The sequence below is a fragment of the Streptomyces sp. SS1-1 genome, from assembly GCF_008973465.1.
Taxonomy (GTDB): Bacteria; Actinomycetota; Actinomycetes; order Streptomycetales; family Streptomycetaceae; genus Streptomyces.
Map to the genome: position 1 here is coordinate 2,972,778 of NZ_WBXN01000004.1, position 20,537 is coordinate 2,993,314.

Consider the following 20,537-nt stretch of genomic DNA (forward strand, 5'->3'; position numbering starts at 1 on the left):
GGCAGCGAGGAAGAGCGGCGAAGAAGATCGGAAAGTGCCCAGAGCCGGACTTGAACCGGCACGCCCGCGAAGGGGCAGCGAGGTTTAAGCTCGCCGTGTCTGCATTCCACCATCTGGGCAGGCCATGGGCTCCGCATCGAAGTCCTGAGCCTATCGGGAGCCGCCTGTCGAACAGGGGCCGGGCGGGCCGATGTTGTCTTATTTTATTGGCGTCTGAGGGAGCATCAGCCCACGGAACGGGCCATCCGCACTTGCCACGAGCGTTGCGCACGGCCGCCGGCACCGTGTGCGGAATGACGGAATTTCACCGTCCGAACGAGGACGCCCCACCTGTTCTCGTACGGACGCCCCACTCGTTCCCGCACGACCGCTCCCCCGGGCGCCCGTCATCCTCAGGTATGACGCCGGCGCCCGTGGTCCGTCCGCAGTCTGTCTCCGGAACCGGAACAGCGATGGACTACACGCCCCGATCCGGCCGGGACGATGGACGTGTCCTTCGAACACACCGTCACCCCCCAGGAGCGTCCCTCTCGTGACCACCGCATCCATCGCCGGCCGCGCCACCGCCGTGGCCGCACGTGCCACGGATCTGTCGAAGATCTACGGACAGGGCGAGACCCAGGTGGTCGCCCTCGACCGGGTCTCCGTCGAGTTCCGGCAGGCCGAGTTCACCGCGATCATGGGCCCGTCCGGTTCAGGCAAGTCGACGCTGATGCACTGCGTGGCGGGCCTGGACACCTTCTCCTCCGGGTCGGTGCGCATCGGCGACACCGAGCTGGGCTCGCTGAAGGACAAGCAGCTCACCCAGCTGCGCCGGGACAAGATCGGCTTCATCTTCCAGGCGTTCAACCTGCTGCCGACGCTCACGGCGCTGGAGAACATCACGCTGCCCATGGACATCGCGGGCCGCAAGCCCGACAAGGAGTGGCTGGACCGGGTGATCGGCATGGTCGGCCTCTCCGACCGGCTCCGGCACCGCCCCGCCCAGCTCTCCGGCGGCCAGCAGCAGCGCGTCGCGGTGGCCCGCGCCCTCGCCTCCCGGCCCGAGATCATCTTCGGTGACGAGCCGACCGGCAACCTCGACTCGCGCTCCGGCGCCGAGGTGCTGAGCTTCCTGCGCAACTCCGTGCGGGAGATGGGCCAGACGGTGGTCATGGTGACGCACGACCCGGTCGCCGCGTCCTACGCGGACCGCGTGGTCTTCCTCGCCGACGGCCGGATCGTCGACGAGATGTACAAGCCCACCGCGGACAACGTCCTGGACTTCATGAAGCAGTTCGACGCGAAGGGCCGCACCTCCTGATGTTCCGCACCGCCCTGCGCAACGTACTGGCGCACAAGGCCCGTCTGCTGATGACCGTGCTCGCCGTCATGCTCGGCGTCGCGTTCGTCTCCGGCACCCTGGTCTTCGCCGACACGCTCTCCAACGCCTTCCGCAACCAGTCGGCGAAGAGCTACGACGACGTCGCCGTCGCCGTCACCTCCTACGCCTCCCCGGACGACCCCGACGAGGAGCCCGGCCTCTCGGCGAGGACGATCGAGAAGATCGCCGCCGTGGACGGCGTCGCCTCCGCCCGCGGCCGCGTCGAGGGCTTCGCCGGGGTCGCCGACCCCGACGGGAAGCTGATCGGCGTCGGCTGGTCCAACAAGGGCTCCAACTTCGCCCCCGGCAAGGACGGCGAGGACTCCGCCTACACCTTCACCGAGGGCTCCGGCCCGGTGAAGGACGACCAGATCGCCCTCGACCGGGATTCCGCCTCCAAGGGCGAGTACGAGGTCGGCGACCGGGTGCGCGTCGCGACGAACGGCCCGGTGAAGGAGTACACCCTCAGCGGGGTGTTCACCACCGAGGACGGCGCCGTGAACGCCGGCGGCAGCCTCGTCCTGTTCGACACCGCCGTCGCCCAGAAGCAGTACCTCAAGCCCGGCTACTTCGAGAGCGCCACCGTCACCGCCGCCCCCGGCGCGTCCGACGCGAAGATCCTCGACGCCGTGAAGCCGCTGCTGCCCGAGCACGCCGAGGCCCGTACCGGCCAGGCGCTCGCGGACGAGCAGGCCGACGACATCGAGCGCGGCATGAGCAGCCTCAAGCAGGTGCTGCTGGGCTTCGCCGGCATCGCCCTGTTCGTCGGGGTCTTCCTGATCTCCAACACCTTCACGATGCTGGTCGCCCAGCGCACCAAGGAGATCGCCCTGATGCGGGCCGTCGGCGCGTCCCGCCGGCAGATCACCCGCTCGGTGCTCGCCGAGGCCGCGCTGGTGGGCCTGGTCGCCTCGGTCGTCGGCTTCGTCCTCGGCGTCGGTCTCGCGGCCGGACTGCGCTCCGGCATGGCCGCGTTCGAGATGAAGATCCCGGACGGTCCGCTGGTCATCGGCGCCACACCGGTGATCGCCGCGATCGCCGTGGGCGTGCTGATCACGATGCTCGCCGCCTGGCTGCCCGGCCGCCGGGCCGCGAAGATCCCGCCGGTGGCGGCCATGAACAGCGTCCACGCGGCGGCCACCACCAAGTCGCTGGTGCTGCGCAACTCGCTCGGCGCGGCCATCACCGCCCTCGGCGCCGGCGGCATCGTGGCGGGCGCCTCCTCCGGCGGCGAGGACGGCCGGATGCTCATCGGGGCGGGCGCGTTCCTCGCGCTGATCGGTGTGATCGTGCTGATCCCGCTGCTCTCCCGGCCCGTGATCGCGCTGGTCCGGCCGCTGCTCGTCGGCCCGTTCGGCGTGGCCGGCAAGCTCGCCGGGCAGAACGCGGTCCGCAACCCGCGCCGCACCGGCGCCACCGCCTCCGCGCTGGCGATCGGGCTGACGCTGGTCACCGGTCTGTCGGTGCTGGGCATCACGGTCGGCACCGCCATCGACAAGATGACCACGGACAACATCAAGGCCGACTACATGGTCTCGATGGCGAACGGCGGCGACCTCGACCGGTCGGCGCTGACCGCGCTGGAGAAGGCCGACGGAGTCTCCGCGGTCTCCCCGCAGCAGAGCGTCTACTTCCAGGCCGGTGACGACGACTACGTCTCCGCCTCCGCGGTCACCCCGGGCGACATCGAGCGGGTCCTGCGGATGGACCTGGTGAGCGGCGACCTCGGCACGCTCGCCGACGGGCAGCTCGCCGTCGCCGAGAAGACGGCCCGCGGCAAGGGCTGGAAGACCGGCGACAGCGTCCCCGTCACCTTCGGCGACGAGAAGAAGCAGACGCTGAAGGTCGGCGCGGTCTTCAAGGACAGCGAGTTCCTCTCCCCCGTCGTCGTCTCCACCGACGTCGTCGGCCCGCACGAGACCCGCCCGTACATCCGGCAGATCTTCGTGAAGATGGACGGCGGCCAGAGCGGAGCCAACGAGCAGGTCCTCGTCGACGCGCTGGGCGACAACCCGGCGATCACGATCATGGACCGGCAGGACATCCGCAACGAGTTCGGCGGCGCCATCAACACCCTGCTGAACGTCATGTACGGCCTCCTGGCGATGGCGCTGATCATCGCGGTGCTGGGCGTCGTCAACACCCTGGCGATGTCGGTGTTCGAGCGGCAGCAGGAGATCGGCATGCTCCGCGCGATCGGTCTCGACCGGCGCCGGGTGAAGCGGATGGTGCGTCTGGAGGCCGTCGTCATCTCGGTGTTCGGCGCGGTGGTCGGCGTCGCTCTCGGCTCGTTCCTCGGCTGGGCGATCGGCGAGACCTTCGCGGACCAGGTGCCGGGCTACGCCCTGGTGCTGCCCTGGGACCGGATCGGGATCTTCCTGGTCCTGGCCGGGCTGGTCGGCGTCCTGGCCGCGCTGTGGCCGGCCCGCAACGCGGCACGGCTGAACATGCTGAACGCGATCAAGGCCGAGTAGCCGTACGGCACGAGCGGTACGGAAGAGGGCCGGGCCCCCGTCACGGGTGCCCGGCCCTTCGTCTTCCCCGGCCCGGTTCAGCCGCCCCAGACACGGGCGCGCAGCGGCATCCCGGAGGCGCCGGAGTCGGGCGTGCGCACGGCCAGCACCTGGTTGACCCCGATGCGGTTGCGCTCGAACGCCAGCGCGGAGGCGGCCATGTAGAGCCGCCAGACGCGGGCGCGCCCCGGACCGGTGAGCCGGACCGCCCGGTCCCAGTGGTCCTCCAGGTTGGTGACCCAGCGGCGCAGCGTCAGGGCGTAGTGCTCGCGCAGCGCCTCCACGTCCCGCACCTCGAACCCGGCGCGTTCCAGCTGTGCGACGGTCACGCCGATCGGCTGGAGCTCCCCGTCGGGGAAGACGTACGCGTCGATGAACTCGTCGACCTGGTACGAGGATTCGTCGCGCTGCGGGCGGCGCCCGATCTGGTGGTTGAGCAGCCGTCCGCCGGGCTTGAGCAGCCGGTGCAGCACGTCCGCGTACTCCAGGTAGCGCTCGGCGCCGACGTGCTCGGCCATGCCGATGGAGGAGATCGCGTCGTAGGGGCCGTCGGCGACGTCCCGGTAGTCCTGGACGCGGATCTCCACCTTGTCCGTCAGGCCCTCCTCGGCGACGCGCTTGCGGGCGTACGCCGCCTGCTCCTGGGAGAGGGTGACGCCGACGACGTCCACGCCGTACTCGCGGGCCGCGTGCACGGCCATGGAGCCCCAGCCGCAGCCGACGTCGAGCAGCCGCATGCCCGCCTTCAGACCGAGCTTGCGGCAGACCAGGTCGAGCTTGTCGCGCTGGGCGTCCTCCAGGGTGCCCTCGGGGGGCGGGGCCTCCCAGTAGGCGCAGGAGTACACCATGGACGGGCCGAGGACGAGTTCGTAGAAGTCGTTGCCCACGTCGTAGTGGTGGCTGATGGCCCGCTTGTCGGTGCGCCGGGTGTGCCGGTGCCGGGGCCGGCGCACCTCCTCCGGCGGGGGCGCGGGCGGCAGTGGGAGCCCGCCGAGCCGGACCAGTCCCCGGACGGCGGCGCGCGCCTCGGGGTCCCGCAGGATCTCCAGCGTGCCGCGGGCGTCGTCGCCGCGCTCCCACACCAGTCCGGCGAGCAGGTCGAGCGCGGTGTAGAGGTCGCCCTCGATGTCCAGGTCCCCGGCCACCCAGGCGCGGGCCAGGCCGAGTTCGCCGGGCCTGTACAGCAGGCGGCGCACGGCGCGGCGGTTGCGGACGACGAGCGCCGGGGCACCCGGCGGCCCCGACTGCGAGCCGTCCCAGGCGCGGATGCGCACCGGGAGGGGCGTTCCCAGCAGTTGTTCCAGAAGGACCTGCAGCCGCTGCGCGGCGTCAGCCATGGCGCACACCTCCGAATCCCGGAATGTCCAACACCACGTAAACACCTGAGGGGGGCGTGCGCAGTCCCCCACGCGCGTCACGGCTGGGCAAACAACCGTTACGGAGTCCGCCAACGCCGAAGGACCTCCCGCACCACGGATGGCGGGAGGTCCTTCGGGCCGGCCGCGGAGGGCCGGCGGGGTACCGGGAGGGTCAGGAGGCCTTGGCCTTCTCGCCCTTGTCGGCGGCGCTCGCGGCGGGCACCGGAGCGGGCTTGGCGGCCTCGTAGAACTCCTCGCGGGGAGTCTCCAGGGCGCCGAGCGACACGACCTCGCGCTTGAGGAACATGCCGAGGGTCCAGTCGGCGAAGACGCGGATCTTGCGGTTGAACGTCGGCATCGCCATGCCGTGGTAGCCACGGTGCATGTACCAGGCGAGACGTCCCTTGAGCTTGATCTTCATCTTGCCCATGACGATCATCGCGACGCCCTTGTGCAGGCCGAGGCCCGCGACCGCGCCCTTGTTGGCGTGGCTGTACTCCTTCTGCGGGAAGCCCCGCATGCCGGAGATCACGTTGTCGCCGAGGACCTTGGCCTGGCGCAGCGCGTGCTGGGCGTTCGGCGGGCACCAGGCGTTGGGGTTGCCGGCCTTGCGGCCGACGAGGTCGGGCACCTGGGCGTTGTCGCCGGCGGCCCAGATGTAGTCGGTGCCGGCGACCTGGAGGGTCGGCTCGCAGTCGACGTGGCCGCGCGGGCCGAGGGGCAGACCGAAGCGGGAGAGCGCCGGGTTGGGCTTGACGCCGGCCGTCCAGACGATCGTGTTCGAGTCGACCTCGAGGCCGTTCTTCAGCACGACGTGGCCGTCGACGCAGGAGTCCATGGAGGTGGAGAGGTAGACCTCGACCCCGCGGGCCTCCAGGTGCTCCTTGCCGTACTGGCCGAGCTTGGGGCCGACTTCGGGGAGGATCTTGTCGGCGGCGTCGACGAGGATGAACCGCATGTCCTCGCGCTTGACGCTGGAGTAGTACTTGGCCGCGTCGCGGGCCATGTCCTCGACCTCGCCGATCGTCTCGGCACCGGCGAAGCCGCCGCCGACGAAGACGAAGGTGAGCGCCTTGCGGCGGATCTCCTCGTCGGTGGTGGAGTCGGCCTTGTCCAGCTGCTCCAGCACGTGGTTGCGCAGGCCGATGGCCTCCTCGATGCCCTTCATGCCGATGCCCTGCTCGGCGAGGCCGGGGATCGGGAAGGTGCGGGAGACCGCGCCCATGGCGATGACCAGGTAGTCGAAGGGCAGCTCGTACGCCTCGCCGACCAGCGGGGCGATCGTGGCGACCTTGCGGTCCTGATCGATGGTGGTGACCCGGCCGGTGAGGACCTCCGCCTTCGGCAACACGCGTCGCAGCGGGACGACGACGTGGCGCGGGGAGATGCTGCCGGCGGCGGTTTCGGGGAGGAAGGGCTGGTAGGTCATGTACGACCGGGGGTCGACGACCGTGACGGTCGCCTCGCCGTAGCGCATCTTCTTGAGAATGCGCCGAGCTGCGTACAGGCCTACGTACCCACCGCCTACTACGAGGATCCTGGGACGCTCCGTGGTGCTCATGCCATCGAGTATCCACCCGCCTCGGGGGGGTCGCTCGTGCGCCCCTTCACAAGCTCTTGCAGGGGCTGTGCTACACTCCCCGGCCCGCGTGACGCAGGTCATGGTCACGACCGGGAACCGGATTCCGCTACGACCCGTTGTCAATGCCGCGTGAGCTGCCTCTCTGCATCGGCAAACCCCCTGTGAGGGGGTCGGGACGCGGTCCGGAACGATGTGCCGGAGACCTGCTTACACCGTCCATCTGAACATGTTCAAGGGGCTGTTCACCCCTCGGAAGGGCCAACCGGCCCCTCTTGGGCCCCGGACTTGACGGAAATCCTTGTGAAGAACTTCACGAACTTTCTCCGGGGCCGTGTCCGGACCGGCCCGCAAGGCCCCTCCAGGCCCGCTCACCCGTGCCGTCCGCCGCTCAGCGGAGGCGTGTGACCAGCGCCGTTCACCGGTACGGGGCATCGAGCCCGGTACTCCGGCGGGCGCCGGCACCTCTGGCCGCCGGCGCCCTCGGAACCCCGTGCGGAGAGCCCTAACGGCGACCCGGCCCCTTGCCGTGCCGGCCGTCGTCGATCTCCTCGGCCTCGGCCTCGATGCGCTCCTTGCGGACCGTGCCGTGGACGGTCTCCTGCTCGGTCCGCTCCTCGGTGGTCAGCCGGACCCGCTCCACCGGCACCGCCTCGGTCGACGCCACCGGCCGCTCCTCGTGCAGGACGACCTCGTGCTCGGCCTCACCGATGTCCGGACCGGACATCGCGGCACCGCGATTGGCCTCGGTGATGGGCTCGCGCTCCACGCGCACCTCTTCGTGCCGGACCGGGACGGTCTGCTCGACCTCCTCGGTGACGACGTACTTGCGCAGCCGGGCGCGGCCCGACTCCCGGCGCTCGACGCCCACGTGCATACGCTCCTCGGAGCGCGTCATCGCGTCGTCGTCCCGGCCGGCGCGTGCCCTCATGGCCGCGTCGGCGGTCCCGGGCGCACCCGCGGCTCCGGCCGCGCCCGTGGTCCCGCCGGCCTTGGCGGCGCCGGCAGCACCCGCGGTCCCGCCGGTCCTGGCCGTCCCCGCGGTTCCGGCGGTGCCGCCCGCGCCCGCCGCTCCGGTTCCGCCGCCGTGCGCCCAGCCGCCCTCGCCGGGCTGGTTGGCCTGGGACCAGGACGCGTCCCAGTCGATGCCGTAGTACTCGTAGAGCCGGTGCTCCTCGTCCACGGAGAGGTGGCCACCGCTGTCCACGTCGACGCGCGGGGCGTCCTTGACCTTGCCCTTGGAGTACGGGACCTCGGTGTGGTCCTCCACCACCGTGGCGTCACGGATGGGTACGAAGGACTCGCTGGAGCCGAACATGCCCGTCTTGACCGACATCCACTCCGGCCGCCCCGTCGCGTCGTCGACGTAGACGTGCTTGGCCTCGCCGATCTTCTTGCCGCCCTCGCCCAGGACCGGATGGTCCAGGACGTTCCCGACTTGCTCCCTGCTGATCATGGTCTGCCTCACCCTTCTCGTGGGGTTCGTCCCTTGACGGGTACACCCCCACAAAAAGGGCAAAACGACTCACCACAAAGGAAAAGCGCCTACTTTTCGAAAGTGCCGACGCCCCTCACGAATGCGCCGTGTACACACTGGCGCGTACACTGTCCGCATGACTGAGAACACCGTGACCGTACGGGAAGCCCGCGCGCACCTCGCCGATCACATCAACCGGGCCGAGGAGGGCGTCCCGACCGTCATCACACGCAACGGCGTACCGGTGGCGGCCGTGGTCCCGATCTCGGACTTCGAAGCGCTGGAAGAAGCGGCCGATGTCATGCTCGCCCGCGAGGCCGAGGCTGTACTGGCCGAGGGAGGCAGCACCGTGACCATGGCGGAACTGCTGGCGGACCTGTTCACCGAGCAGGACGGCGAGGCTGCGTGAAGTACGCCTTCCGGTTCACCACGGCGGCACAGCGTCAGCTTCGGGCGATCAGCCGACCCGACGCCATGCGCATCCTGACCGCGTTGACCGCACTCGGTGACGACCCGTACAGCCAGGACGCCGACGTCAAGAAGCTCACCGGCCCGGCGGGCCTCTACCGGCTCAGGGTCGGTGGCTACCGGATCGCCTACCAGATCGATGGTGGCGAACTCGTCGTCCTCGTCGTCAAGGTGGGCGACCGGCGGGACGTCCACCGCAACCTGTGACGCCCCGCCCGTCACCGCCTCAGCGCACCCGCGTGGCCCCGAAGCGCGGGCGGATCACACCAGCGACCAAGCGATGCCGTCCAGGATGTCGTGCTCGCTGACCACGACCTCCTCGGCGCCGACGCGTTCCATGATCGCGAGCAGGACCAGGGCGCCCGCCGCGATGACGTCGACGCGGCCCGGGTGCATGGACGGCACGGCCGCCCGTTCCGCGTGCGTGGAGCGCAGCAGCCACTCGGTGATCTCCCGGACCCGGTCCCGGCCGACCCGGGAGTGGTGGATGCGGGCCGAGTCGTACTCCGGCAGGTCCTGGGCGATCGCCGACACCGTGGTCACCGAGCCGGCCAGCCCGACCAGCGTCCGCGCCTCGCGCAGCGGCACCGTCTCCTCGGCGAGGTCGAGGGCCGCCTCGATGTCGGCCCGTACGGCGGCGATCTGCGCGTCGGAGGGCGGGTCGGAGACGACCCCGTCCTTCACCAGGTGACGTTCCGTCATCCGGACGCAGCCGACGTCCACCGAGCGCGCCGCGCGCACGTGCTCCTCGCCGACGACGAACTCGGTCGAGCCGCCGCCGATGTCCACGACCAGGTACGGCCGCTTCAGGTCGGCGCGCCCCGTCAGCTCGCGCGTCGCGCCGGTGAAGGAGAACTCGGCCTCCTGGTCGCCGCTGACGACCTCCGGCTCGACGCCCAGGATGTCCACGACCCCGCGGACGAAGTCGTCGCGGTTCTCGGCGTCGCGGGACGCGGAGGTGGCGACGAACCGCACGCGCTCGGCGCCGTGCTCCGCGATGACGCCGGCGTACTCACGGCAGGCGGCGAAGGTGCGCTCCAGCGCCTCGGGCGCCAGCCGGCCCGTGCGGTCGACGCCCTGGCCGAGCCGCACGATCGTCATCCGCCGGTCCAGCTCGACGAGTTCACCGGTGTCCGGGTGCACGTCGGCCACCAGCAGCCGGATGGAGTTGGTGCCGCAGTCGACGGCCGCGACCCGGGTCACCGGCCCTCCTCCTGCCCGGGCTGCGCGGCATCCGCGGTAAGCGTCACGCAGGCGCCCTTGCGCCACCACTCCGGCAGCATCGCCAGCGCCTCGTCGCCCAGCGGGTTGACGCCGGGTCCGGCGGCCAGCGAGTGCGCGACCAGGACGTGCAGGCACTTCACGCGGTCGGGCATGCCGCCCGCGCTGGGAAAGCCCGTCAGCTCCTCGATCTCGTCCCGCCGCCGGATGTAGTCCTCGTGCGCGGCACGGTACGCGGCGGCCAGCTCGGGGTCGCTCTCCAGACGCGCCGTCATCTCCTTCATCACGCCGTTGGCCTCCAGCGTGCCGATCGCCGACGACGCCTTCGGGCACGTCAGGTAGTACAGCGTCGGGAAGGGGGTGCCGTCGGGCAGGCGCGGGGCCGTCTCGACCACGTCCGGCTGGCCGCAGGGGCACCGGTGCGCGATCGCGCGCAGGCCGCGCGGGGGGCGTCCGAGCTGCTGCTTGAAGGCCTCGACGTCCGCGTCGGTGGGCTCGGTGCGCGGGGTGGGCGGCGGGGGCGTTTCCATGCCTGTCTTTCTATCGTCTCTGTTCGCTGCGGGCGGCGTCGGCCTTGTCGACGCCCTCCCAGAGGTTCGTGTACCAGGGGCGGTGGGCCGCGCCCAGGTCGGTCCGGGACTGCTTGGCCGCGTCCGGGTCGACGACGACGTAGCCGGTCTCGCCGGGCATCACGTAGTGCAGCCGCAGCCGGATCTGCTGCTCGGCGTACGCGTCGTCCTGCCAGCGGGCCTTGAGGTCGCGCAGCTCCTCGACGCGCCGGGCGGTCTCGGCCTTCTCCCGCTGGAGATCGGCGATCTCGGCGCGCTGGGAGACGTACTGCCTTATCGGGTACGCCATCGCCACGACGAGTGTGCACACGACCAGCGCGAGCAGCGCGGCGCGTCCGGTGAGCCGGGAGCGCCGGGCCTGCCGCTTGGTCTGGGAGCGGTAGACACGGGCCGCCGTCTGCTCCCCGAGCAACCGGATCCTGGTCGCGGTGGAGAACCGGTCCCGGTCCTTCACGGCCATGTACCGCCTCCGTCTCAACGCGCGTACGTCCCCGCACACGGTACGGGACCGAGTACGGGGACGTACGTACGACGCTTCCTACGGGTGCGTGCCTCAGCCCTTGAAGCGGGGGAACGCGCTGCGGCCGGCGTACACCGCGGCGTCGTCGAGGATCTCCTCGATGCGCAGCAGCTGGTTGTACTTGGCGACGCGCTCGGAGCGGGCCGGGGCGCCGGTCTTGATCTGGCCGCAGTTGGTGGCGACGGCCAGGTCGGCGATGGTGACGTCCTCGGTCTCGCCGGAGCGGTGGGACATCATGCACTTGAAGCCGTTGCGCTGGGCGAGCTCGACGGCGTCCAGCGTCTCGGTGAGCGAGCCGATCTGGTTCACCTTCACCAGCAGGGCGTTGGCGGCGCCCTCCTCGATGCCGCGGGCGAGGCGCTCGGGGTTGGTGACGAACAGGTCGTCGCCGACGAGCTGGACCTTGTCACCGAGCTTGTCGGTGATGGTCTTCCAGCCCTCCCAGTCGTCCTCGAACAGCGGGTCCTCGATGGAGACGAGCGGGTACGCGTCGACGAGCTCCGCGTAGTACTCGGTCATCTCGGCCGCCGAGCGGTCCTTGCCCTCGAAGGTGTATACGCCGTCCTTGTAGAACTCGGAGGCGGCCACGTCGAGGGCGAGGGCGATCTGCTCGCCGGGGGTGTAGCCGGCTTCCTTGATGGCCTCGAGGATGAGGTCGAGGGCCTCGCGGTTGGAGCCCAGGTTCGGGGCGAAGCCGCCCTCGTCGCCGAGACCGGTGGCCAGGCCCTTGCCCTTCAGGACCTTCTTCAGGGTGTGGTAGACCTCGGCGCCCCAGCGCAGCGCCTCGGAGAAGGACTCCGCGCCGATCGGGGCGATCATGAACTCCTGGATGTCCACGTTGGAGTCGGCGTGCGAGCCGCCGTTCAGGATGTTCATCATCGGCACCGGCAGCAGGTGCGCGTTCGGGCCGCCCAGGTAGCGGAAGAGCGGGAGGTCGCTGGCCTCGGAGGCGGCGTGGGCGACGGCGAGCGAGACGCCGAGGATGGCGTTGGCGCCGAGGGAGCCCTTGTTGTCGGTGGCGTCCAGGTCGAACATCGCCTGGTCGATCAGGCGCTGCTCGGTGGCGTCGTAGCCGACGAGCTCCGGGCCGATCTGCTCGATGACGGCGAGGACGGCCTTCTCGACGCCCTTGCCGAGGTAACGGTTGGTGTCACCGTCGCGCAGCTCGATGGCCTCGAAGGCGCCGGTGGAGGCGCCGGACGGGACGGCGGCACGACCCGTGCTGCCGTCGTCGAGGCCGACCTCGACCTCGACCGTGGGATTGCCTCGGGAGTCCAGGATTTCCCGGGCTACGACGACGTCGATGGACGGCACGAGCATCTCCTTCGTGATGTGAAGCCTGTACGCAGCCCGCGGTGGGTGCTGCGGGATGAGCCTAACCGGCTCCGGGGCCTCGGCCGGCGGTCCACCGCCCTGTGGACAGAACCGAGAGCGAATTGTTTCCGAACGGAACAAAAAGCGGGCGCCTACATCTACACAGAACCCCGCCCCGGCACGCACGGGGGAACGCGCACCGGGGCGGGGAGTCCGCGGGGTCCTACTTCAGGTGGAGCTGCTGACCCGGGTAGATCAGGTCGGCGTCCTGGACGATGTCCTTGTTCAGCTTGAAAAGCTTCTCCCAGCCGCCCTTGACGTCGTGGTCGGCGGCGATCGTGCTGAGCGTGTCGCCCTTGACGACCTTGTACTCGCCGTCGCCCTTCTTGACCTTCTTGCCGGTCGGGGTGGTGACGGTCTTGGTGCTCTTCTCGGCGGCCGGACGCTCGGCGGAGCGGGAGGCCGGCTTCTCCTCGGTGGAGCGGGTGCTCTGCTCGCCACCGGTGGCGGAGGAGCCGTTGTAGGCCGCGCTCGACAGGCCGACGCCGCAGCTCGGCCAGGCGCCCTTGCCCTGGCTCGCGAGGACCTTCTCGGCTATCGCGATCTGCTGGGCCTTGGTGGCCTGGTTGGCGGTGGAGGCGTACTGCGTGCCGCCGTAGGCCGCCCAGGTCGAGGCGGAGAACTGCAGACCGCCGTAGTAGCCGTTGCCGGTGTTGATCGACCAATTGCCGCCGGACTCGCACTGGGCGACGGCGTCCCACTCGGAGGCGGTGGCGGCCGAGGCGCTGCCGGCGGCCATCAGCGGGCCGGCGACGGCGGCGGCGCCGGTGACGCCGACCACGGCGATGGCGCGGGCGGCCTTGGACGGACGGCGGTGCTTGCCCTTGCTGGAGAACAGCATGGAGAGATCCCCTCACCGACGCCTACGAGGTGAGCTGTCGGGTTCGGGCCGGTTGAGTGCCCGGTCGCGCGACGCTGGTGCGCGCTGCGCGACTTCACCCCAAGCCGGTTCCGGCCGTCCTCACCCCGAAGGGCCTCGACTTCCGGACCCGGCGCTTACCTTGGGTCCCCCGCTCCTGCCTACGGCGCATGACGCGACGACTGTTCCCGTACGGCCGCCGGCAGGATTCGGCGTGACGGCTGTCGGGGCTCGCACTGGTGGCGAGCGGTCACGACCGTAGACACGCCGCGCGGGGATTTTCAAAGACGATCAAGGCTTCTGAGATCTATCTCTCAGTCCATTCAAAACGGACATTCACCATGAAAGCGGGGCGTGAACTGCCGCTTCATTTGGCCCTGTTCGGGCGTTATTCGGTGGGGACGTCCAGCGTCTGACCGGGGGCGATGCTGTTCGCGTCGGCGCCGATGGCCGCCTTGTTCGCCTCGTACAGCGCGCGCCATCCGCCGTCGACGTCAAGGGAGTCGGCGATGGAGGCGAGCGTGTCGCCCGCGCGGACCTTGTAGGAGGCGTGGCGGCCGGAGGAGCCGGCGGTGGCGTCCGTGGTGGCGGACTCCTCGGCGCTCGCCCCGCGGTGACGTCCGGAACCGGCCGGGGCGTCCTCGATCGCGGCGGTGTCGACGAGGCTCCAGGAACCCACGCTCTGCGCGGAGTTGTCCTGACGGTCCCGCACGGGCGTCTCCACGGGCGAGCTGTCCGGCGACTCCGAGGCCGTCGCCCCGCCCGCCTTGCCGGCCTTCTCGGACGCATCGGACTTATCGGCCGTAGCGGACGAAGAAGGGGAGGAACTGGAGCTGTCGGGCGTTTCGGACGAGTCGTCGGGTGACGCGCTCGGCGTGCCCGACGCGTCGTCGGAGGCGGCCGCATCGCCGTCGGAGTCGGAGGATCCGGACGAACCAAGCAAGCCGGACGAGCCGGACACCTCACTCGGGGAGTCCACGCCGACCCCGGTGTCGAGGTCGACGGCCCCCGACTTCTTGCTGAGCCCGTTGAGCACCGCGCAGGTGCCCCAGGGCCCCGTGCCGCGCGCCGCGAGGATGTCCTGCGCCACGGCGATCTGCTGGGACCGGCTGGCCAGGTCCGGGCTGGCGGCGTAGTCGAGACCGCCGAACTTCTCCCAGTCCGCCTGGGTCAACTGGAGCCCGCCGTAGTGCCCGTTGCCCGTGTCCGCGCTCCAGGAGCCGCCGCTCTCGCAGTCGGCGACCCTGTCCCACACGTTGCCGTCCGCCGCGCTCGCGCCCGAGGCGCCGAGGAGCGGGATGGCGATGGCGGAACCGGTCACTCCGGCCGCGACGAGAAGAGCCGGAGCCTGACGGGGGCGACGGTGACGACCGTTCCCGGAGAGCATGCGGGGACCTTTCGCGAGACAGCGGTGACCAAGACGCGCGGAACCCGCACGCCTTCGTTGATGGGTGAACGTATAGGCAGACGATCACTTGTCACAAGTTAATGCCGCGCAGATCACGTGAAGATCACAGAGGTGAGCGCGTGTCACGTTTGCGGAGCGGAACGGTTGCCTCCGACCGGGGTGAACTCCACCGGCAGGGTGCGCAGGCCCCGCATGATGAGCCCGCCGCGCCACCTCAACTCGGCCGGGTCGGCGGCCAGTCGCAGGTCGGGGAGCCGGGTGAGCAGGGAGGCGAGGGCCGTCTGACCCTCCAGCCGGGCCAGCGGGGCGCCCAGGCAGTAGTGGATGCCGTGGCCGTAGCCGAGGTGCTGGTTGTCGCGCCGGCCGAGGTCGAGGACGTCGGGGTCGGCGAACCGCTCCGGGTCCCGGTCGGCGGCGGCGAGGACGACGAGCACCGGATCGCCCGCGGCGATGTCCTGCCCGCCGATGGTCAGCGGCTCGGTGGCGAAACGCCAGGTGGCGAGCTCCACCGGCCCGTCGTAGCGCAGGAGTTCCTCGACGCCGGTCTCCAGCAGGGCGGTGTCGTGGGCGGCCAGGGAGTCCTGGAGCCGGGCGCGCTGGCCGGGGTGGGTGAGCAGGGCGTAGGTGCCGTTCCCGATGAGGTTGACGGTGGTCTCGAAGCCGGCGAACAGCAGGATGAAGGCCATGGCGGCGGCCTCGTTCTCGGTGAGGTGCTCGCCGTGGTCGGAGGCCCGGATGAGACCGGAGATCAGGTCCTCGTCCGGGGTGGGCGCGTCGGGCAGGGCTTCGCGCTTGCGGTGGATGAGATCGGCCAGATAGCCGCGCATCTTCTTCACGGACCGGGCGACCCCGCCGCGGGGCCCGCCCTGATGCCGGATCATCATGCCCGCCCAGTCCCGGAAGTCGTCCTGGTCCTCGCGGGGGACGCCGAGCAGGTCGCAGATGGCGTAGATGGGCAGCGGGAAGGCGAACTCGTGGATGAGGTCCGCCTCCCCCTTCCCGGCGAACCCGTCGATCAGCTGGTCGGTCAGCTCCTGCACGCGGGGCGCGAACGCGGCGACGCGGCGCGGGGTGAACGCCTTGCTGACCAGCCGCCGCAGCCGGGTGTGGTCCGGCGGGTCGATGTTCAGCAGATGCGTCATCAGCTCCGCCTTGCGCTCACCGGGGATGCCGGTCCTGCCCTTGGCGTGGGCCGGCCCGGCGTGGTGGGCCGGGTTCTTGGAGAGCCGGTTGTCGGCGAGCGTCTGCTTGGCGTCTGCGTACCGGGTGACCAGCCAGGCCTCCACCCCGCTGGGCAGCCGGGTCCGGTGCACGGGCGCGTGCTCCCGCAGCCAGGCGTACGCCGGGTACGGGTCGGTGGCGAACTCCCAGGTGAACAGCTCGGGAGAGCCGGGGGCGGAAGCGGGGCGGTGGGGCTGGTCGGTCACGCCCCCGACGGTATCGGGCTCAGGCGGGCACGCCCCCGACGGCATCCGTCTCAGGCGGACAGGCCCTCCGCGGCCCGGACCGCGTCCCGGTAGGCGCGGGCGGCGACCCGCAGGGCGGCCTCCGGGTCGACGCCGGCCTCGGCCGCCCGTACGGCCGTGGCGAGCAGGTCGTAGCCGACGCCCTCCCCCGTCGGCAGCGGGACGTCCAGGCCGGCCGTGCGGACCCGGGACGCCAGCTTCGCCGCGAGGGCGAGGCCCGGCTGGCCGAGCGGGATGCCGTCGGTGACGGACTCCCGCCGCTTCTCCTCGGCCTTCGTCCGCAGCCAGTGCTCGCGGACCTCCTCGGGGGTCGTCGCGGTCGCGTCGCCGAAGACATGGGGGTGGCGGTGGATGAGCTTGGCCACGATGCCGCCGGCGACGTCGTCGACGGAGAAGGGGGCGTCCGGGTGCTCCTCGGCGATCCGGGCGTGGAAGACGACCTGGAGCAGGACGTCGCCCAGTTCCTCGCGCAGCTCGTCGCGGTCGCCGTCCTCGATCGCCTCGACCAGCTCGTACGCCTCCTCGATGCCGTACTTGGCCAGGCCCTCGTGGGTCTGCCGGGACGACCAGGGGCACTCGGCGCGGATGCGGTCCATGACCTGGACGAGGTCGAGGAGGCGGGCGCCGGGCAGGTCGTAGGAGGCGGGCAGCAGTTCCAGCTCGGGCATCCGCACCCGGCCGGTGCCGGCGAGCCGGGCCAGGCCGTCGGTGAGCGCGGGCTCTCCCTCGCCGGTGGCGACGACCACGGCGGTCCGGCCGCCGGAGCACGCCTCGACCAGCTGCTCGGCGGTCGGGGCGGCCTCGTCGACGGTGATCCCGGCCTCGCGCAGATACGGCAGCTGCGGGTGCGCGCCGTCCGCGCACAGCACCCGGTCGGCCTCGCGCAGCGCCTGCCAGGCCGGCCAGGACAGCAGGCCGGGGGCGACGCGGTGGCTGGTGGTGAGCAGGACGATACGGCCGGGGGCGGCTTCGGGACTGGTTGCGTTCACGCTCCGAACGTAACCCACGCCGTGGGTGCGGCCCTTCGGCCGTCCCCTTGACCGGCCGTCCCCGGACCGGCCGGTTACGCGGGCTGCTGGGGTGCGGTGACCTCGCGCAGCCAGGGGGCCTTGGCGTCCGTGCGGGCGCTCTGGCGGGCGTCCCAGGTGCCGTAGCGGGGGTTGAGGTCGATGTCGAGCTTCTTGGAGGCCGCGGCCAGCGCGTCCCAGAAGGCGGGCTTGCCGGTGTCGGTGCCGAGCGCGGTGGCGAGCTTCTGGGCCTCCAGCTGGAGGCGGAGGTTGTCGTCGAGGCGCTGCGGCGGGACGCCGTACTGCTGGAGCCAGGACGTCTCGAGCGCCTTCGCGCCGCCGACCTGCTTCTCCAGGCCGTCCCGCATCTCCTGGACCTCCTTGCGGGTGACGCTCACGCCGTGGTCGAGGGCGGCCCGGTGCAGCACCCGGTCGAGGACCATGGTGTGCAGTACGTCGCGTGGGAGGGTGCCGGACCGGGCGATGACCTGGGCGTAGGCGGCCTCGTCGGGGACGGCCGCGCGCTGGGCGTCGCGTACCTCGCTCACCCGGTTCTCCAGCTGGGCGACGGTGATCCGCTGGTCTCCGACGACGGCGGCCGCGCCCGGATGCGCGTCGCTTCCGCACGCGGTGAGCAGGGGCGCCGCGGCGAGCGCGGCGGAGAGCAGGAGCGCGGTACGACGGCGGCGGTGCAAGGAGACCTCCCGAGGGGCGCTTGTGCGACGGTGCACAAAGTCTTGCGATGATCGATGGTAGGCAGTGGGCAAGCTCTGGCCAACCCATTCGACCAACGATTCGCTCGGGCTTCGGGCACCGCCGCGTCCCGTGCGCGGGGGCCGCGGGGGCCGGTTCAGCCGATGATGGCCACCGGCGCGTCCCAGGCGTCCCGGTCGACGGTGAGCGTGACGCCGCCGTGCGTCTCCTTGCTGTTGACCAGGTACTGGTGGCCGCGGCTGTGGTCCGTGTACTGGCTCGCGCCCCACGGCCAGTCCGCGGTCGTGGTGTTCTTCTTGTCCCACAGCGCGTACCAGAGGTTGCCCGGCAGGTCGGTCCGGTCCGCCGCGGTGGCGACGGCCTTGGCGCTGGAGCTGGTGAAGCCGTAGTAGCCGCCCCGGTAGGTCTTGGCGCGCAGCGTCTTCGTGAAGGACCGCACATACGTCAGCACGGCGTTGTTGCACGCCTTGTCCGTGACCGTGTACGGCTCCATGTCCAGGTAGATCGGGCTGCCCGCCTTCATGCCGAGCGCGGAGGCCTTGGCGACGGCGTCCGCCGCGTCGCGGGCGCCGAGGGAGGAGGCGGTGGCGGCGGTCAGCTTCTCGGGGCTGGAGCCGGTCTGGCAGGGCGGCTGGGCGCCGACGTAGATCGGGATGAGCTTCCAGCCCAGGGAGTTGACCGACTTCACCCAGGAGGCCGTGAGGTTGGGCTGGGCGCAGCCGCGGTTCCTGCCGCCCACGTAGACGGCGGCGGCGCCGTAGAAACCGGTGTGCCAGGCCTTCATGGCGGACAGCGAGGGCGCGGTGCAGGTGTCGAACGCGCGGCCGGTGTACGTCTTCTGGGCGGGCCAGGTGGCGGTGGTGGCGGCCATGGAGGTCTGGGCGGCGACGCCGGCTCCGGCGACGACGGCCGCGCCGGCCACCGCCCAGGCGAGGTGTCTGCGCTTCTTCGACTGCCGATGACCGGCCATGGGCCCCACCTCTGCTCGTCGCACGCGCTCCCCGCGCGGGCGTCCTGCGAAACGAGGGGAAACCTATCGGGGGCCGGGTCTGCCCCGGGGAAACCCCGGCCCATCGGCCGCACAAGATCGTCACACGGCGCGGCAAAATCTCGGCCCGGCGGGGCGTGTCGGGGGCGTCCTAGCCGCGGACCTGGCCCAGCCACTGCAGGGTGCGGCGGACCTCCGCGGCGAGCGGGTGGGCGGGGCCGTGCAGGCGCTCGACGTCGATCAGGAGCCGGGCGAGGGTGTCGTGGGCGGCGGGCCGGTCGCCGAGGGCGAGCAGGAGGTGCCCGATGCGGCGGCGCACGTCGTGGGCGAGCACGGGGTCGCCGGAGACGTACTGGTTCTCGTAGTACGGCAGCAGCGCGCGGTACTCGGCGAGGGCGGCGGCCGGTTCGCCGAGCTGTTCCAGGCACTGGGCGACGTCGTAGCGGAAGCGCAGGGCCTGCGGGTCGGCCTGGCCGGCCTCGGAGGCCCGTTCGTCGGCGAGGCGGCGCAGCTCGGGCAGGGCGCGCCGGTACTGGCCGTCGTCCATGAGCGTGGCCGCGTACTGCTTGCGCAGGGTGCGCACGACCGGTGAGTGGGTGCCGTGCTGCTCGGCCGCGACGGGCAGGATCGCGCCGAGGATGTCGACGGCCTGGGTGATCCGGCCCTCGCCGAGGAGCCGCTTGACCTCGTCGACGGCGCGGGCGACGTCGGCCTTCTCGTCGGCGGGCGGTGCCGGGGCGGCGGGCGCGGGCTGGGGGGCGGGGGTGCGGGCGCGGTCCGGCCAGGGCGCGTGGGGGCGCAGGAACGGGCGGGTGGGGTCCAGGGGTTGCCCGGTGGGTGTGCCGCGCGCGGGCAGCAGCGTCTCCAGGGCCTCGTAGACCTCCTGGGCGGAGGCCGGGCGGTGCTGGGGGTCCTTGGCGAGCAGGCGCAGGACCAGCGCCTCCAGGGCCTCGGGGACCTCGGGGCGGGTCTGGCGCACCGGCTTCGGCGGCTCGTACAGATGCCGGTGCAGCACGCCGAGCGCGGTCGAGCCGGAGAACGGCACGTCCCCGCTGAGCAGTTCGTGCATCAGGACGCCGAGCGCGTACAGGTCGGTGTACGGGCCGACGGCGCCGCCCATCGCCTGCTCGGGGGCCATGTAGGCGGGCGAGCCGATCGGGGAGCCGGTGTGGGTGAGGCGGGTGGTGTCGGTGTCCATGACGGACGCGACACCGAGGTCGAGGACGGTGACGGTGCCGTCCTGCTTCACCATCACGTTGCGCGGCTTGAGGTCGCGGTGGACGATCGGCACCGCGTGCACGGCGCTGAGCACCGCGCACAGTTGCGCGGCGACCGCGACGGCCCAGGGCCACGGGTACGACTCCCGCTCGGCGAGGTGGGCGGAGAGGTCGACGCCGTCGACGTACTGCATGACGAGGAACAGCTCCTCGCCCTCGCTGCCCGCGTCGTGCACGGTGACCAGGCCGGGGTGGTCGACCTGCGCGGTCACCCGGCACTCGCGCACGAAGCGGCGGCGCAGCTCGTCCGCCTCATGCCCGGCCACCTTGTCGGGGCGCAGCAGCTTCACCGCCACGCGCCGGTCGAGCCGCTGGTCGTAGGCCGTCCAGACCTGGCCCATGCCGCCCTGCCCGATGAGGGTGGACAGCTCGTAAC

At 71.5% G+C, this 20,537-nt stretch carries 18 protein-coding genes, 1 tRNA gene and 1 riboswitch; of the genes, 4 read left to right on the top strand and 15 right to left on the bottom strand.

Translation table 11 applies throughout. The annotated features are described in order from the left end of the window. Positions 1-35: 35 nt before the first annotated feature. Positions 36-119, bottom strand: a tRNA-Leu gene (locus F8R89_RS14660). A gap of 413 nt (positions 120-532) precedes the next feature. Here F8R89_RS14660 and F8R89_RS14670 point away from each other — a divergent pair. Both F8R89_RS14670 and F8R89_RS14675 read left to right on the top strand, forming a co-directional pair. Continuing rightward, positions 533-1,303, top strand: coding sequence for an ABC transporter ATP-binding protein (locus F8R89_RS14670; RefSeq protein ID WP_151784397.1), 771 nt, complete (start codon positions 533-535; stop codon positions 1,301-1,303). After that, a complete protein-coding gene (locus F8R89_RS14675) occupies positions 1,303-3,837 on the top strand; it encodes an ABC transporter permease (RefSeq protein WP_151784398.1) in 2,535 nt (844 codons plus the stop codon). The genes F8R89_RS14670 and F8R89_RS14675 overlap by 1 nt, the downstream gene beginning before the upstream one ends. 77 nt (positions 3,838-3,914) lie before the next feature. On the opposite strand, the gene F8R89_RS14680 is transcribed toward F8R89_RS14675, so the two are convergent. The 3 genes from F8R89_RS14680 to F8R89_RS14690 form a co-directional block, all read right to left on the bottom strand. Further along, positions 3,915-5,213 (bottom strand): class I SAM-dependent methyltransferase, encoded by a 1,299-nt coding sequence (locus F8R89_RS14680; protein ID WP_151784399.1) that lies wholly within the window; start codon positions 5,211-5,213, stop codon positions 3,915-3,917. 193 nt (positions 5,214-5,406) lie between these two features. After that, positions 5,407-6,795, bottom strand: a complete 1,389-nt coding sequence (locus F8R89_RS14685) for an NAD(P)/FAD-dependent oxidoreductase (RefSeq protein WP_108707264.1) — start codon at positions 6,793-6,795, stop codon at positions 5,407-5,409. A 523-nt stretch (positions 6,796-7,318) separates the two neighbouring features. After that, complete coding sequence (locus F8R89_RS14690) at positions 7,319-8,269, bottom strand: DUF2382 domain-containing protein (protein WP_151784400.1); 951 nt, start codon at positions 8,267-8,269, stop codon at positions 7,319-7,321. A 157-nt stretch (positions 8,270-8,426) separates the two neighbouring features. Between F8R89_RS14690 and F8R89_RS14695 the strand changes: the two genes are divergently transcribed. Together F8R89_RS14695 and F8R89_RS14700 are read left to right on the top strand one after the other, a co-directional pair. Continuing rightward, on the top strand, positions 8,427-8,699 hold the full coding sequence (locus tag F8R89_RS14695; RefSeq protein WP_151784401.1) for a type II toxin-antitoxin system Phd/YefM family antitoxin: 273 nt from the start codon (positions 8,427-8,429) through the stop codon (positions 8,697-8,699). Next, the gene (locus F8R89_RS14700; RefSeq protein WP_151784402.1) at positions 8,696-8,965 is read left to right on the top strand and encodes a type II toxin-antitoxin system RelE family toxin; all 270 of its coding nucleotides are present in this window, start codon (positions 8,696-8,698) and stop codon (positions 8,963-8,965) included. The genes F8R89_RS14695 and F8R89_RS14700 overlap by 4 nt, the downstream gene beginning before the upstream one ends. Positions 8,966-9,019: 54 nt before the next feature. Here the strand turns inward: F8R89_RS14700 and F8R89_RS14705 are convergent, their stop codons facing one another. The 11 genes from F8R89_RS14705 to F8R89_RS14755 form a co-directional block, all read right to left on the bottom strand. After that, on the bottom strand, positions 9,020-9,961 hold the full coding sequence (locus tag F8R89_RS14705; protein ID WP_151784403.1) for a Ppx/GppA phosphatase family protein: 942 nt from the start codon (positions 9,959-9,961) through the stop codon (positions 9,020-9,022). Next, positions 9,958-10,509, bottom strand: coding sequence for a DUF501 domain-containing protein (locus F8R89_RS14710; protein ID WP_151784404.1), 552 nt, complete (start codon positions 10,507-10,509; stop codon positions 9,958-9,960). Before F8R89_RS14710 ends, F8R89_RS14705 begins: the two co-directional genes overlap by 4 nt. A gap of 10 nt (positions 10,510-10,519) precedes the next feature. Next, on the bottom strand, positions 10,520-11,008 hold the full coding sequence (locus tag F8R89_RS14715; RefSeq protein ID WP_151784405.1) for an FtsB family cell division protein: 489 nt from the start codon (positions 11,006-11,008) through the stop codon (positions 10,520-10,522). Between the two features lie 93 nt (positions 11,009-11,101). Beyond that, entirely contained in the window at positions 11,102-12,382 is a 1,281-nt protein-coding gene (eno, locus tag F8R89_RS14720; RefSeq protein ID WP_151784406.1) for a phosphopyruvate hydratase, read from the bottom strand. 223 nt (positions 12,383-12,605) lie between these two features. Beyond that, positions 12,606-13,283, bottom strand: coding sequence for a transglycosylase family protein (locus F8R89_RS14725; protein ID WP_151784407.1), 678 nt, complete (start codon positions 13,281-13,283; stop codon positions 12,606-12,608). Between the two features lie 4 nt (positions 13,284-13,287). Continuing rightward, a riboswitch (cyclic di-AMP (ydaO/yuaA leader) is annotated at positions 13,288-13,480 on the bottom strand. 209 nt (positions 13,481-13,689) lie between these two features. Continuing rightward, on the bottom strand, positions 13,690-14,688 hold the full coding sequence (locus F8R89_RS14730) for a transglycosylase family protein (RefSeq protein WP_151784408.1): 999 nt from the start codon (positions 14,686-14,688) through the stop codon (positions 13,690-13,692). Between the two features lie 143 nt (positions 14,689-14,831). Further along, positions 14,832-16,136 carry a cytochrome P450 family protein gene (locus F8R89_RS14735; protein ID WP_151784409.1) on the bottom strand — a complete coding sequence of 435 codons (1,305 nt, stop codon included), beginning with the start codon at positions 16,134-16,136 and terminating at the stop codon, positions 14,832-14,834. Between the two features lie 50 nt (positions 16,137-16,186). Then, the gene (locus F8R89_RS14740) at positions 16,187-17,164 is read right to left on the bottom strand and encodes a nucleoside triphosphate pyrophosphohydrolase (RefSeq protein ID WP_151784410.1); all 978 of its coding nucleotides are present in this window, start codon (positions 17,162-17,164) and stop codon (positions 16,187-16,189) included. A 74-nt stretch (positions 17,165-17,238) separates the two neighbouring features. Beyond that, positions 17,239-17,877, bottom strand: a complete 639-nt coding sequence (locus tag F8R89_RS14745) for a SurA N-terminal domain-containing protein (protein ID WP_151784411.1) — start codon at positions 17,875-17,877, stop codon at positions 17,239-17,241. Between the two features lie 155 nt (positions 17,878-18,032). Further along, positions 18,033-18,866, bottom strand: a complete 834-nt coding sequence (locus F8R89_RS14750) for a glycoside hydrolase domain-containing protein (protein WP_151784412.1) — start codon at positions 18,864-18,866, stop codon at positions 18,033-18,035. Between the two features lie 169 nt (positions 18,867-19,035). Next, on the bottom strand, positions 19,036-20,529 hold the full coding sequence (locus tag F8R89_RS14755; protein WP_264158907.1) for a serine/threonine-protein kinase: 1,494 nt from the start codon (positions 20,527-20,529) through the stop codon (positions 19,036-19,038). Positions 20,530-20,537: the final 8 nt, after the last annotated feature.